Raw genomic sequence first — 13,705 nt, 5'->3', positions numbered from 1 at the left:
TTACTATTTAATTTCATAATTTTTTATTAAGTATTTATTTGTATTTTATGCATTTGAGCATAAATACCGTTTTGGTTAAGTAAAGATTGATGATTGCCTTCTTCAACAATTTTCCCCTCATCAATCACTAAAATGCGGTCAGCATTTTGAATTGTCGTTAATTTATGTGCAATAATAATCGAAGTACGTTCTTTTTTAAGATTTTCAATTGCTTCTTGTATCACTCTTTCAGATTCATTATCTAAAGCTGACGTTGCTTCATCTAAAATTAATATAGGATTATTACGTAATAAAACTCTTGCTATCGCAATGCGTTGTCGTTGCCCTCCAGATAATAAAGTACCATTGTCCCCTATCGGTGTATCAATTCCTTGCTCTAATTTATCAATAAATTCCATTGCATTAGCTAATTCAGCAACTTTTACAATATCATCTCGGGTATATTTGTATTTACCACCATAAGCAATATTTTCTGCAATGGTACCGTTAAATAAATGAACGCGCTGCGAAACAAAACCAATCTGTTTTCGTAATGATTTCAATGTATAATCTTTAATATTAATATCGTCGATTAATATTTTTCCTTCATTTACATCATAAAAGCGTGGCAATAAATTAGCAATTGTTGATTTACCTGCTCCAGAACGCCCAACTAACGCAACTGTTTCACCTGATTTAATTTTTAAATTAAAATTCTGAAGAATAGGAGTAGGACTTGTAGGATAATGATAAATAACATCTTGAAATTGGATATCACCTTTAACTCGATTAGCTTCTATTGTTCCGGAATCTTCTTCAAGAGGCTGATTTAAAAGATTAAATAATGATTCACATGCAACTGAACCTTTTTGTAATTCAACATGTAAATTAGTTAATTCACGAAGTGGTCTCATTACAGCCACCATAGCAGAAAAAACAACTGTAAACGAGCCGGGAGTAATATTCATTTGCTGACTTGCAACAATATATAAAATAAAACCTAGTCCCATTGTGGCAATTAATTGAATTATAGGAGTCGATAACCTTGAAATAAATTCAATTCGTAACATATCGCGACGAAATATTTCTGTGATTATTTTAAATTTATTTTTTTCATATTCCTTAGCATTAAAAATAAGAACTTCTTTATGTCCTTGTAACATTGCATTAACGGACGAAGTAATATCTCCCATTCCCTTTTGAATTGATTCTAATGTTTTTCTAAATTTTTTAGCTATAAATTGTGCAATAAAAATAATAAGAGGCACAAGAATAATTAAAATCAAAGCTAATTGCCAACTGCCATAAAACATTACAGCACACAATCCAATTGCATAAGAAATTTCACGCACAATAATGATAAGAGCATCAGAAGAAGCTTTAGATAATGTTTGCGTATTAAAGGTTATAACTGTTACTAATTGACCTATCGAACTTTTATCATGAAAACTAACAGGACTTTTAAGTAAATGATTAAAAATCATTTGTCTAAATTTAGTAATAACATTACCGGATAACCATGCCAAACAATAACTTGATGCATAATTTGATAATCCTCTAACTGCAATCAATAATATAATCGCAATTGCAATAAAAATAAGTAAGTCATAATTTTTGTTCATTAGTCCATTATCAAGCAATGGTTTCGTTAATAAAATCATTGTTGAATCTGTTATTGCATTAATGATCAATCCAATAACAGCTACAACCAAGGCCTTTTTATAATTCCTAATAAAAGGCCAGAGTTTTTTTAATGTCGTCCAAGAATTGAATTTTTTATTCATATTTAGGCTTGCAAATAATAATATTAGTGAGATTATACTACAAAATAACAAGCTTTTTAAAAAATATGTTTGCTTTTATCATTTCGATAAAATAAATTAGCAATCATTATAAAACATTTTAAATTATCATTTTTTGATTTAATAATTAAAGTTATGCATTAATTATAAGTTTGCTTGTAATAAAAATAATTGATATTTTTGTTTTCTTTTATTAATAATTATATTAAATTACTTATCGAATTCCTGTTCCTGATAAAAATATGTTTATAATGTAAGAATTAAGGTAATTATGTAATATGAATTATTTCGATAAATTAATAAAAAAAATAAATATTTATAGAGATCGCTATCCTTCCAAATATAAAAAAGTAGCAATTAAATTAATTTGGTGGAATTTACTACAATTATTAACGATTAAAAAACATAAATTAAAACAACAAAATATAGCCTCTTCTTCTAATAATGATAATAAAAATCATCCGTTAGTAGTTCCTATAAATAATAAAATAGCACTGTATTTAGATGGTGGATTAGGTGATATTTTAATTGCTTTTAACTATGCAGCTTATCTTCAAGAATATTTAAATAACGATAGTATTTCTATCGATTTTTTTGTTAATAGTCCCGAACAAATAAAAAAACTAGATGGTTCGAGCAAATATCATATTTATAGCAAAAAAGATCATAATTATGATTCCCAAATTTATTTACTAAAAATTCACTTATCTCGTTTTCCAGTTATCAAAGAAGACAACATTAGCTTATCAAAATATGGTAGTGATAAAAAACTCATTAATCTAATCAACATTTATAAACAATTTTATGAAAAAAATAAGAAATTTTTTGATTATTTACCCTTTTTAGATGGAGTGACAAATCAATATTTAATGATTAATAATAAAAAACGAATACAACAAGCTGATATTGATGAAATTTTACAAATTCAAGAAAATTATAAATATAAACCTTTTATTTATGATGAAATAAATGTTTTAGAAAAATTTAATCTAAAATCACAAAATTACATTACAATTAATCGTGGTGTAGATGGTTCATCAAATGTAATAGAATCCGTCAAACTATGGGATTTAAAAGAATATAATAAACTAGTTGAAACAATTAAAAAACACCATAAAGATTATAAAATAGTGCAGCTAGGTGTTTCATTAGATCGTTGTCATCAAATAGATAATATTGATATTGATCTAATCGGTAAAACCAATTTAAATGAATTAAAAGTCTTACTTAAAAATTCATTGATACATATTGATAGTGAAGGCGGTATGGTACATTTACGCAAAGCGTTAAATGGAGGGCAATCGGTGGTCATTTTTGGTCCGACTTCACCTGAAGTCTATGGTTATAGTAGTAATATTAATATTTCAACTAAATCTTGTGCGAGTTCTTGTGAATGGATAAATAATGAATGGAACTCACATTGTATCAATCATAAAAATAATAGAATTTGCATTAAAAGCATTAATTCTAATATGGTTTTTAATGAAGTTAATAAATTACTTATTAATAAATGATTATAAATAAAGGTATATTTATATAAAAATATTAAACTTTTTAAATAAGTTGCAAAAATGGAAACAAGGCATTAGATTTAGAATTATTAAATATATAAAAATTGTCATTAAATTTTCTATAAATAATGGAATGTTTATAGTATAGTAATGTAAGGAAATATCTCAATGCATAACATAATTTATAATACAACTCGACAATGGAACCCAGGCGATGAATTTATTTTATTTGGAATAACTAATCTTTTTGATAAAGTTTTTAATAAAACAAATAGTATAATTTATAATCGAAATCCTGATATTAGACCAATGAATGGCTATTCAATTGGACTTCGTAACCTTAAATTACCCACAAACTATACTACTCTTAATAATATCTATCAACAAACTGCTTATTTAAAAATTGGTTTTCATGATAATTCTATTAAATTTAATACCAATTTAGATTTCGTGGATTTGGCTGTTTTTGCTGGAACACCTGAATGGTTATCTCACCGCTGTATTAATTTTTATGAACATATCATTAACAATAACTTACCTGTCATGATAATAGGGGTAGGCTATTTAGATAATGGCAATGAAGTGATACAAGAAATCTGTGAGAAAGCTCTAATTAAAACTGTTCGAGATAAAACCTTATTAGAAAAAGAATTAGCAAAAAAATATAACTTCCAATATTTACCATGCCCCGCATTATTTTCGGCTGGATTAAATAATCATAAAAAGATTGAAACAGTAAATAAAATTGCTTTATCTTTTGGTTTAACTGCGAAAGATACTGTAACCGATGGTAACATCAATGATGATACTTTTTTATATACAATTGAATTATATAACAATCTTATTGAAAAATATCAACATATTGAATTCTCTTTTATTTGCCATTATATCGACGAAATTGCTATGGTTTATAAACTCTTCGGTAAAAATACTAACGTATATTATAACTATGATGCTAAAAATTATATTGATCTTTATGCTAAATTCGATTTAGTTATTTCAACTCGCGTCCATGGTTGTGGAATGAGTTCTTCCTTAGGCATTCCCAATATTAATATTGCCCATGATCCACGAGCTGGGACATGTAGAGGATTTTTATCGGAAAGTATTACCAGCCAAACTGATATAACAGAAGTTTATAAGATACTTGATGACTTAATAGATAATATTAAATCTAAAAATGAGAAACTTATCGCTCACAAAAAAGAAGTTGAGCATGCTTATATAAAGCTCCTTAATTCAATTCAAATAAATAAACCTACTTACCAAAGTAAGATAAATTATAAGGAATTATTGAATATTTCTAATATTGACACCATTAATGAGAATATACTTTTTGATAACAAATGGCTGAAAAACAACTCCTTTAGCAAATAAGAGAGTATTCATAGAATACTCTCTTATTACAAGTAAAATTATCAATGAATCATTTTAAAATATTTTTATCTTTTAAATAATTTTGAATTTGTTCAATAATGACTTCTGAAGGTAAATCTTCCACCGGATCCCCTAATTCTTTATGCAAATATTCCTCAGTAAAAATCTGAGAGCATTTTTCCCCTAATGGTGCCCATACTTTATTTTGATTAAAATGCTTATTATATCTATTGTTATAAAGTGCAATAGTTGGAATATCATAAAATGAAGCAATATGTACAATTGAAGTATCTACTGTAATAACTAAATTAGAATATGAAATTAACGCAGTTGTTACAAAAAAAGAAGGATCTTGATTAATAATAATATTGGGTTTTTTACGTATCTTTTTGAGATCTTTTTGTTTGCCAGTAATAATTGTTATACACTTAGATTGAGAAGATAAAAAATCTGTGATGTCTTCAATTTGTTTTTCAGAAAAACTTTTAACACTATCTGAGCCAAAAGGATTAAAAGTTAACAGAAAAGGCTTACTTCTTGTGAGCAAGTTATTTAATAAGGATTTTGCTTTTATCATGTCCTGATTTGCTACGCTGAAATGATAGCTAACTTTATCATAAGAAATATTAAGCAGATTTAAAATGATACAGCTTCTTTCAGTTATATGGGCATCATATAATTTATATTCTATCGAAGTATCATATAATCGGAATTTGGATTGATTAAATCCAATAGTATGCAAAGGATGAAAAGCAGAAATAATCTGTGCTCGACGAAGACTATTACTTCCTTCCTCATTTAAATCAATTGCAAGATCTATTTCATTCATTCTATTAGCTTTAATAAAAGATTTTATTTTTCGCTTATCAAAAAGGATTACATTATCTACTTTTACAAACGATTTAAACAGAAACGCTATTCTGTCCTCAACAACAACATTAACAATATAACCATGTTTTCTTAATTCATAAATAAGAAAAGACGATACAATCACATCTCCTATACCAGAATCACAAAGTACAAGCAGAACTGATTTGTAATTTGCAATATTAAACGGCGTTTTAGCTTTTTTTGTATAATTTAATAAAAATCTTTTTATATCATTTTTTAATCGCTTGAATAGCAAATTTCTATATCTATTCAATATTTTTAATTGTTTAACCATAATCAAAATAATAATCGACTTTTAATTTTTTACTTATTAAAATAGATTATACATTATAATTTATTGTTTTATTTAAAATTTAATTATTAATTTAACCATTTATATTTACTCATATTTAAACTATTGTAGAAATATAATTACGCGATAAGAAATTATGTCATCGACCAACTGCATAATCCCTTAACTTATTCGCAATAGCCGTATGCGATACCCCTAGTCGTTTTGCCAGTTTACGAGAACTAGGATATTGTTCGTATAAATTAGTCAAAATGTCTTTTTCGAATTGTTTTATCATTTCATCGAGTGTTTTATCCTCAAGATCATCAAGAAAAGAATGAGATCGATTTGAAGGTAAAGGTAAAACAATATCTTTAATCGTTAATAAATGGCTTGTTAATTGAGCTAAAGCAGAATAAAGAACATTTTTCAGTTGCCTTACATTCCCCGGCCAGGAATATTGATTTAGATAAGAATAGACAGAATTATCTACCTTAGCTGGGAGAGTACCTTGTTTGCTTGCAAATTCATTAACAAAAAATTGCGTTAACATAGAAATATCATTTTTGCGTTCTTGTAATGAAGGAATATGAAGAGAAAGAACATTAAGACGATAATAAAGATCTTTTCTAAATTTGCCTTGTTCTACAAGAACAGATAAATCAACTTTGGTAGCGCAAATAATTCTAACATCAACATAAACCTCATTATCATCACCAACACGTCTAAAATAACCATCATTGATAAAACGAAGTAATTTTGTTTGCATTTGAAATGACATTTCATCGATGCCATCTAATAATACAGAACCACCATTTGCTTGTTCAAAAAATCCTTTTTTATCATTTGTTACACCTACATATGCACCAGCTGCATGACCATATAATTCACTTTCAACCACATCATCAGGCATGGCAGCACAATTTAGCCCTAAAAATACTTGATCGCCTCGTGAGCTATAATGATGGCAAGCTAGTGCTAATAAATCTTTACCTGTACCTGTCTCGCCAGAAATAAGTAATGGTTCACGTTGTAATGAAAAAGCTTTGGCTTTAGCAATTAATTTTTGCATCGTTTGACTTTCAGTTGCAAAGAGCTCAAAAGCTTGTTTATTAACCACGTTAATTTTTGATAATCGTTTTTTTAGATAATCAATTGGCTCTAATATAAAAAGAGTATGATTACCGTAAGGCACTCTTTGAAATAAATAAAGTTGATTCTGCATTGTTAAAATCATGTCATTACGGGTTTCTATTTCAGTAGAATGAGTAATATTAAAAATATCTTTATACTCAAAAAGATGATGTAAGGACAACAATTCATCAGGAAATAGATCTTTTGCGGCTTTATTAAAATTAATAAGATGTTTTTGCGCATCAATTTCAATGATTGCTGTTTTCATAATTTTCTATCCAAATCTGATTAAGTTTCATTAAATTATCATGCTTTGTTCTCCATTCTTGACTTTTTATTAAGTCTGAACGCGAAACCGACCGTTTTTTTAATAAACAATCAGCTTTTGATAAAAGTAATGATTCCTTTTGATTAATTCGTGATAATTCTTCTAAAATTGCTAACGTGCCCTGTCGATTATTACAGGCAAGCAACAAATCACAACCTGCATTTAATGCTGCTTTAGCCCTATTTCCATATGATCCTAATATTGAAGCACCTTCCATTGATAAATCGTCCGAAAATATTACGCCATCAAAATGTAATTGTTGTCTTAATATTTGCTTTAACCAAAAACTTGAAGCACTAGCAGGTTTATCGTCAATATCCGAATAAATAACATGTGCCGGCATAATCGCATCTAATTTATGTGAAGAAATTAATCGTGCAAATATCTGCATATCTTTTTCGATTAAAGCACGTGAACGATTATCGACTGATATTTCTTTATGTGAATCAGACAAAACATAACCATGTCCCGGGAAATGTTTTCCTGTCGTTTTCATGCCCGCCTGATGCATACCATCAATCATTGCTAAAGCGATTTGAAATGCAATCTCGGGATCTTGATGAAATGAACGACTCCCAATTGCTAAACACTCATGACCTAAATCAAGCACTGGTGCATAACTCAAATCAATGTCAGATGCCATTAATTCCATCGCTATTACCCAACCCGCATCAAATGCTAATGATTTAGCTTTAGGAATTGTATTGAAAGCAGCAAATGCTTGAGCTGGTGGGATCAAGGTAAACTCTTTTTTAAAACGTTGTACTCTCCCCCCTTCATGATCAACGGTTATCAATAACGGCTTCTTAGCAGCTATACGTATTTCAGTGATTAATTCTTGTAATTGTGATAGATTTTCATAATTACGAGAAAATAAAATAACTCCGGAAATTAAAGGATCTTTTAAAAGTTCCTTATCCTCCATTGTCAGTGTTAACCCTGCTACATCGATAATTAATGGACCCATTAATGTAAAACCTTATCATCATTAGTATCAGAATCATCAATCAACGGCGGCTCTACTTCACGTAAATCTGCTGTTGTTACACGTTTAATGATTTCGCCTGTTTTTGTAGATAATAATTCTATTGCTAAATCCCCATCGTCAGTTAAAGTTGGAGATTGATAAACCGTTGTAAAAACAACATATTCAGCTTTTAATAATTTAGCAAGTCCAATCATTTTACCCCTTGATACCAAATTATCATCAGCAGTAATGGCTAAAGACTGTTTTGCTTCAGTAACCGCAACACTATCAACGATGACATATTTTCTTTGCTCGTTTATAAGATTATTTAAGGCTTGTTGGATTTGAGTCGTGACTAAATAATTATCTGTTTTATTTTGAATGTCACTAATTAAAAGACGGGGATTAGCGTTTACTACAAGAGAAGGCGTATCAGACGAATACTGAAACAATAAATGAACATAAGGAATTAAAATAGAATTCCAATCAATAGTTTGTTCTAGTTGTGGGGGTGTTTCTAAAATTGCCGGATCAATAATTTCTGCTTCTTGAATTGGCGCCTCTATTTTATTTCGTTGATTATTTAATAAGAGTTGGCAACCCGTCAACGATATCATCATGCAAAAGATAATTAGCATCAATTTTAATTTGGTAAAGAAATAGCTAAATTGTTTCATCTTTATCTTACCCAACAAGTCGACCTAAATTTTTACCGCCAAGTAAATGCATATGCAAATGAAAGACTTCTTGACCAGCATCTTGATTACAATTAATAATTAGTCGATACCCATTTTCATCAATACCCTCTTGTTTTGCAATTTTAGCTGCAACTACCATCATATGTCCTAAAACTGTTTCATCTTGTTCCGTCACATCATTGACTGTTGGAATAATTTTATTGGGAATAATTAAAATATGAGTCGGTGCTTGAGGAGAAATATCTCTAAAAGCAGTAACACTATCATCTTGAAAGATGATGTCTGCCGGGATTTCATGACGAATAATTTTACTAAAAATTGTTTCGGTGACCATTACCTATCTCCTTATACATGCCTTTAAAATAAAACAGTTAATATAACTAAGTATATCATAATTCCTCTTTTTTATTGTATAGAAATCGTTACATTTTTATCGATAGTTATTCAGCGTTATTTTAAAATCATAATCTGATAAAAAATGATGATTTACATTACATAATATTAATAAAAGACAAAAATCTATATATCTACTTAATAACCTAATAAATTTCCTTACTATATTTATGTTTAAAAATTTATGTTTAAAATCCAATTTCAGTAAACTTCTTGATACAGAAAATCGTTGCAAGATTCCATTGTTAATTAAACTTAATTGATATATAATGCGCCGTCGATTTCAACCGCCTAATTTTCATGTTCCTTGCTTTCAATGGGTTGCGGTTGCCCCGACAGAAAGCTGATTAAACCGTAGGGAGCGATAATGCGTCATTACGAAATAGTATTTATGGTTCACCCAGACCAAAGTGAACAAGTACCTGGTATGATTGAACGTTATACGGGTATTCTTACCACTGATGGTGGTAAAATCCATCGTTTAGAAGATTGGGGTCGCCGTCAATTAGCCTATCCTATCGAAAAACTGCACAAAGCACATTACGTGTTAATGAATGTTGAAGCAACTCAAGAAGCAGTCAATGAACTTGAAGACGGTTTCCGTTTTAATGATGCAGTCATTCGCAGTTTAATTATGCGTACTAAAGACGCTGTAACTGAAACTTCACCAATGTTAAAAGCTAAAGATGAACGTCGTAATGCTGACGAAGATTTTAGTGAAGTTAACACTATGGAAGATGATTCTGACGAATAATCGTTTAATCTTATCGGGAATGATTTTAAAAAACCCGATCCGTAAGATTAGTCCTAGTGGAGTGATGCATTATCAATTTTATTTAGAACATATTTCTGAACAAATTGAAGCAGATCTTACTCGAAAAGCATGGTGTATTATTCCCGTGATTATTTCAGGACAACAAGAATTAAGTTACAGTATTAAAAAAGGCAGCAAAGTTATGGTATCTGGTTTTATCAGTACACATACGAAACGTAATCAAGTTAGTCAACTTGTTTTACATGCTGACCAAATTAAACTATTAGGAGAATAGCCAAATGGCACGTTATTTCCGTCGTCGCAAATTCTGCCGCTTTACAGCAGAAGGCGTTAAAGAAATTGATTATAAAGATGTTTCTTTATTAAAAAGTTATATCACTGAAAGTGGTAAAATCGTACCAAGTCGCATTACTGGGACTTGTGCAAAATATCAACGTCAATTAGCTCGTGCAATCAAACGTGCTCGTTACTTGGCTTTATTACCTTATACTGACAACCATCAGTAATTAGCAACAGAGGAACATATAATGCAAATTATTCTACTCGATAAAGTTGCTAACTTAGGCAGCTTAGGCGATCAAGTAAATGTTAAAGCGGGTTACGCACGTAATTTTCTAATTCCACAAGGCAAAGCAGTTCCTGCAACGAAGAAGAATGTTGAATTCTTCGAAGCACGTCGTGCTGAATTAGAAGCTAAACTTGCAGATACATTAAAAGCTGCTGAAGAACGCGCAGCTCAAATTAATGCACTTGAAAAAGTGACTATCACATCTAAAGCCGGTGATGAAGGTCGTCTATTTGGTTCTATTGGTACTCGTGATATTGCTGATGCAATTAAAGCACGAGGTGTTAATGTATCAAAAAGCGAAGTTCGTTTACCAGAAGGTGGTGTATTACGTAATATTGGAGAATATGAAGTTATTCTTCAAGTACATAGTGACGCCATGGCAAAAATTATTATTGACGTTGTTGCACAATAAAAAATCAATAGCTAAACCCGCTATAATAAGCGGGTTTTTTTATTTCTGATTTCTTTTTAATCTAGCTGATAAATAATCCATTCTTAATATCAATAAATATATCTTGCTTAATTATTTAGGCTTTATATTAGTCATAAAAACGATTTCGTTATTTATCGAATTAATTTTGTCGATTATTTTCATAATCTTATTGTCGAATTAATAAAAATATTAAGCAATATGATCAATAATGATAACTATCTATATCTCAAATTAGATTATGTATATAATATGTTAAATTAATTCATGAGGTATAGTATGTTTCTTCTTCTACGTATAATAATAGCATCGATTATAGGTCTACTAATTTGTATTTTTGGTATTTTATATTGTTTATTAAATCCTTTTAATATTAAGAACGTTGCCCGCTTTGCTCATCTTTTTTATTACATTTTTAATCCATTATTAGGGATAAAAGTTCATACTCGTGAATATCCAAATATCAAAAACATGGGTAAGTGTTTATATATTGCAAACCACCAAAATAATTACGATATGATTATTGCGGCAAAAATATTTCAACCACGAACGGTTACTGTCGGTAAAAAAAGCTTAGCGTGGATCCCTTTTTTTGGGCAACTTTATTATCTAACAGGTAATATTTTAATTGATAGAAATAATAAATCTAAAGCTCGCAATACAATAGTAGAAGTTGTTGATGAAATAAAAAAACGTAACCTTTCCATATGGATGTTTCCTGAAGGAACCCGTAATAAAGGACGCGGTTTATTACCGTTTAAAACGGGGGCTTTTAAAGCTGCTATTGCAGCTGGAGTACCAATCGTACCTATTTGTGTATCTAACTCAAACGATATTAAATTGAATCGATTTAATAACGGTCACTTTATCGTAGAGATGCTAGAGCCTATCCCAACAGAAAATCTTAAAAAAGAAGATACCAAAGCCTTAATGGAACATTGCTATTTAATAATGGCAAACAAAATTGCAGAGATAAATAAAGAAGCAAACATAATAAATAATCAAACTAAATAAACAACACGAATCATGAATAAAAGCGATCGCAATTTTGATGATATCAGTGAAAAATTTTCACAAAATATCTATGGCACAACAAAAGGAAAAATCCGTGAAATTATTGTTTGGCAAGAATTAGATAAAATCTTATCGCATTTTCCAGCTAATACACCTTTAAAAATATTAGATGCAGGCGGTGGGCAAGGACAAATTGCCATTCAATTAGCTAAACTAGGACACCATGTCACTATTTGTGATATTTCGATTACAATGCTCGAACAAGCTAAAAAGAAAATAGATAACAATATTCATCATCAAGTTGAATTTTTACATTCTGCTATTCAAGAGTTAGGGGATCAATTTAAAGAACAATTTGATGTGATTATCTGTCATGCTGTATTAGAGTGGGTATATGATCCAATACTTATATTGACCTCATTAACTTCCTATTTAAAACAACAAGGTTATTTATCGCTCATGTTTTATAATTATCATAGCTTGTTGTTTAAAACGATTACCTTAGGTAATTTTGGTTATACCCAATCAGGATTAGCAAAACGGAAAAAGAAAACACTATCACCAAATCATCCACGATTTCCAGAACAAGTCTATCAATGGTTACAAAATTTAGGTTTTACTATTACTCAAAAAACGGGTATTCGCGTGTTTCATGACTATTTGATTGATAAAACACAACAACAATCGCGATTTAATGAATTATTAGAATTAGAACAGCAATATTGTCAACATGAAACTTATCTAAATATGGCAAGATATATTTTAGTCACCGCACAAAAGTAGGAGTTATAAATTATTTATGTTTGCAGGTACACTCTTTATTATTTCCGCACCAAGTGGGGCCGGGAAATCTAGTTTAATTAATGCTTATTTAGCACAAAATAATATTCAATCGGCTAAAGTTTCAGTCTCTCATACTACAAGAGCACCACGCATCGGTGAAAAGCATGGTCAACATTATTATTTTATAGAAAAAAATGCATTTGAATCTTTAATCGATCAAGATGCATTTGTTGAGCATGCCTATGTTTTTGAACATTACTATGGAACATCAAAAGCAGAAATCGACGAAAGTTTAGCTAAAGGCATCAATGTATTTTTAGATATTGATTGGCAAGGGGCTCAGCAAGTGAAACAGAAATTACCGGCGGCTAAAAGTATTTTTATTTTACCACCTTCACTGCAAGAGCTCGAAAAGCGATTAATTGGTCGTGGACAAGATAGTCCTGAAATTATTCAAAAAAGAATGAAAAAAGCACAAAATGAAATATCTCATTACGAAGAATATGATTACGTGATTATTAATGATAATTTTCAAGAATCATTGGCTGCATTAAATGCAATTATCATAGCCTCAGGCTTTGAAAAACAAAAACAGGTTGTAAAACATCAACATCTTTTAAATCAACTACTTGACGGTTACGCGAATTAATTGATTTAGACTGCTTATATATTTAGCAAATTTTACTCAAACAGGATTGAAATGACTATCTCGACAAAAGACAATTCGTAAAAAAGGGAATAAATTGTGTTTTAATATATTAAGATTAATTATGGCGATATATTT

15 protein-coding genes are annotated in these 13,705 nt (G+C 29.6%); 9 read left to right on the top strand and 6 right to left on the bottom strand.

Annotation, left to right across the window (positions count from 1 at the left end; all coding sequences use genetic code 11):
* Positions 1-26: 26 nt before the first annotated feature.
* Positions 27-1,763, bottom strand: coding sequence for a lipid A export permease/ATP-binding protein MsbA (gene msbA / locus ACSYSW_RS04650; protein ID WP_491704467.1), 1,737 nt, complete (start codon positions 1,761-1,763; stop codon positions 27-29).
* 296 nt (positions 1,764-2,059) lie between these two features.
* On the opposite strand from msbA, the gene ACSYSW_RS04645 reads away from it, so the two are divergent.
* Entirely contained in the window at positions 2,060-3,295 is a 1,236-nt protein-coding gene (locus tag ACSYSW_RS04645; RefSeq protein ID WP_491706315.1) for a glycosyltransferase family 9 protein, read from the top strand.
* A 165-nt stretch (positions 3,296-3,460) separates the two neighbouring features.
* Positions 3,461-4,669, top strand: coding sequence for a polysaccharide pyruvyl transferase family protein (locus ACSYSW_RS04640; protein WP_491704469.1), 1,209 nt, complete (start codon positions 3,461-3,463; stop codon positions 4,667-4,669).
* A 49-nt stretch (positions 4,670-4,718) separates the two neighbouring features.
* Here ACSYSW_RS04640 and ACSYSW_RS04635 read toward each other — a convergent pair whose 3' ends face one another.
* From ACSYSW_RS04635 to ACSYSW_RS04615, 5 genes are all read right to left on the bottom strand, one after another.
* Positions 4,719-5,834 carry a glycosyltransferase family 9 protein gene (locus tag ACSYSW_RS04635; protein WP_491704470.1) on the bottom strand — a complete coding sequence of 372 codons (1,116 nt, stop codon included), beginning with the start codon at positions 5,832-5,834 and terminating at the stop codon, positions 4,719-4,721.
* 157 nt (positions 5,835-5,991) lie between these two features.
* The gene (locus tag ACSYSW_RS04630) at positions 5,992-7,233 is read right to left on the bottom strand and encodes a sigma 54-interacting transcriptional regulator (protein WP_491704471.1); all 1,242 of its coding nucleotides are present in this window, start codon (positions 7,231-7,233) and stop codon (positions 5,992-5,994) included.
* Positions 7,214-8,260 carry a beta-N-acetylhexosaminidase gene (gene nagZ, locus ACSYSW_RS04625; RefSeq protein WP_491704472.1) on the bottom strand — a complete coding sequence of 349 codons (1,047 nt, stop codon included), beginning with the start codon at positions 8,258-8,260 and terminating at the stop codon, positions 7,214-7,216. The genes ACSYSW_RS04630 and nagZ overlap by 20 nt, the downstream gene beginning before the upstream one ends.
* Entirely contained in the window at positions 8,260-8,937 is a 678-nt protein-coding gene (locus ACSYSW_RS04620; protein ID WP_491704473.1) for an LpoB-related protein, read from the bottom strand. Before ACSYSW_RS04620 ends, nagZ begins: the two co-directional genes overlap by 1 nt.
* Positions 8,938-8,944: 7 nt before the next feature.
* Positions 8,945-9,292, bottom strand: a complete 348-nt coding sequence (locus tag ACSYSW_RS04615) for an HIT domain-containing protein (protein WP_491704474.1) — start codon at positions 9,290-9,292, stop codon at positions 8,945-8,947.
* Between the two features lie 426 nt (positions 9,293-9,718).
* Between ACSYSW_RS04615 and rpsF the strand changes: the two genes are divergently transcribed.
* The 7 genes from rpsF (at position 9,719) to gmk (ending at position 13,570) form a co-directional block, all read left to right on the top strand.
* Positions 9,719-10,105 carry a 30S ribosomal protein S6 gene (gene rpsF, locus ACSYSW_RS04610; protein ID WP_491704475.1) on the top strand — a complete coding sequence of 129 codons (387 nt, stop codon included), beginning with the start codon at positions 9,719-9,721 and terminating at the stop codon, positions 10,103-10,105.
* Positions 10,092-10,400, top strand: a complete 309-nt coding sequence (gene priB / locus ACSYSW_RS04605; protein WP_491706092.1) for a primosomal replication protein N — start codon at positions 10,092-10,094, stop codon at positions 10,398-10,400. Before rpsF ends, priB begins: the two co-directional genes overlap by 14 nt.
* Before the next feature lie 4 nt (positions 10,401-10,404).
* Complete coding sequence (gene rpsR / locus ACSYSW_RS04600) at positions 10,405-10,632, top strand: 30S ribosomal protein S18 (protein ID WP_065556660.1); 228 nt, start codon at positions 10,405-10,407, stop codon at positions 10,630-10,632.
* Positions 10,633-10,653: 21 nt separating this feature from the next.
* Positions 10,654-11,106, top strand: a complete 453-nt coding sequence (rplI, locus tag ACSYSW_RS04595) for a 50S ribosomal protein L9 (protein ID WP_491704476.1) — start codon at positions 10,654-10,656, stop codon at positions 11,104-11,106.
* A gap of 297 nt (positions 11,107-11,403) precedes the next feature.
* The gene (locus ACSYSW_RS04590; RefSeq protein ID WP_491704477.1) at positions 11,404-12,138 is read left to right on the top strand and encodes a 1-acylglycerol-3-phosphate O-acyltransferase; all 735 of its coding nucleotides are present in this window, start codon (positions 11,404-11,406) and stop codon (positions 12,136-12,138) included.
* Between the two features lie 12 nt (positions 12,139-12,150).
* Positions 12,151-12,921: a methyltransferase domain-containing protein gene (locus ACSYSW_RS04585; RefSeq protein ID WP_491704478.1), complete on the top strand. Its 771-nt coding sequence runs from the start codon at positions 12,151-12,153 to the stop codon at positions 12,919-12,921.
* A gap of 16 nt (positions 12,922-12,937) precedes the next feature.
* Positions 12,938-13,570: a guanylate kinase gene (gmk, locus tag ACSYSW_RS04580; RefSeq protein ID WP_491704479.1), complete on the top strand. Its 633-nt coding sequence runs from the start codon at positions 12,938-12,940 to the stop codon at positions 13,568-13,570.
* The last annotated feature ends 135 nt before the right edge of the window (positions 13,571-13,705 follow it).

This window comes from Gilliamella sp. ESL1225, from assembly GCF_058502635.1.
The sequence above is the reverse complement of the archived record's forward strand: the minus strand, read 5'-3'. Positions and strand labels throughout refer to the sequence as shown.

Coding starts and splice junctions, on each gene's coding strand:
- nagZ (WP_491704472.1), bottom strand. CDS start 8,260: ATGGGTCCATTAATTATCGATGTAGCAGGGTTAACACTGACAATGGAG.
- ACSYSW_RS04635 (WP_491704470.1), bottom strand. CDS start 5,834: ATGGTTAAACAATTAAAAATATTGAATAGATATAGAAATTTGCTATTC.
- ACSYSW_RS04645 (WP_491706315.1), top strand. CDS start 2,060: ATGAATTATTTCGATAAATTAATAAAAAAAATAAATATTTATAGAGAT.
- rplI (WP_491704476.1), top strand. CDS start 10,654: ATGCAAATTATTCTACTCGATAAAGTTGCTAACTTAGGCAGCTTAGGC.
- ACSYSW_RS04590 (WP_491704477.1), top strand. CDS start 11,404: ATGTTTCTTCTTCTACGTATAATAATAGCATCGATTATAGGTCTACTA.
- msbA (WP_491704467.1), bottom strand. CDS start 1,763: ATGAATAAAAAATTCAATTCTTGGACGACATTAAAAAAACTCTGGCCT.
- rpsF (WP_491704475.1), top strand. CDS start 9,719: ATGCGTCATTACGAAATAGTATTTATGGTTCACCCAGACCAAAGTGAA.
- ACSYSW_RS04630 (WP_491704471.1), bottom strand. CDS start 7,233: ATGAAAACAGCAATCATTGAAATTGATGCGCAAAAACATCTTATTAAT.
- ACSYSW_RS04640 (WP_491704469.1), top strand. CDS start 3,461: ATGCATAACATAATTTATAATACAACTCGACAATGGAACCCAGGCGAT.
- gmk (WP_491704479.1), top strand. CDS start 12,938: ATGTTTGCAGGTACACTCTTTATTATTTCCGCACCAAGTGGGGCCGGG.
- ACSYSW_RS04620 (WP_491704473.1), bottom strand. CDS start 8,937: ATGAAACAATTTAGCTATTTCTTTACCAAATTAAAATTGATGCTAATT.
- ACSYSW_RS04585 (WP_491704478.1), top strand. CDS start 12,151: ATGAATAAAAGCGATCGCAATTTTGATGATATCAGTGAAAAATTTTCA.
- rpsR (WP_065556660.1), top strand. CDS start 10,405: ATGGCACGTTATTTCCGTCGTCGCAAATTCTGCCGCTTTACAGCAGAA.
- ACSYSW_RS04615 (WP_491704474.1), bottom strand. CDS start 9,292: ATGGTCACCGAAACAATTTTTAGTAAAATTATTCGTCATGAAATCCCG.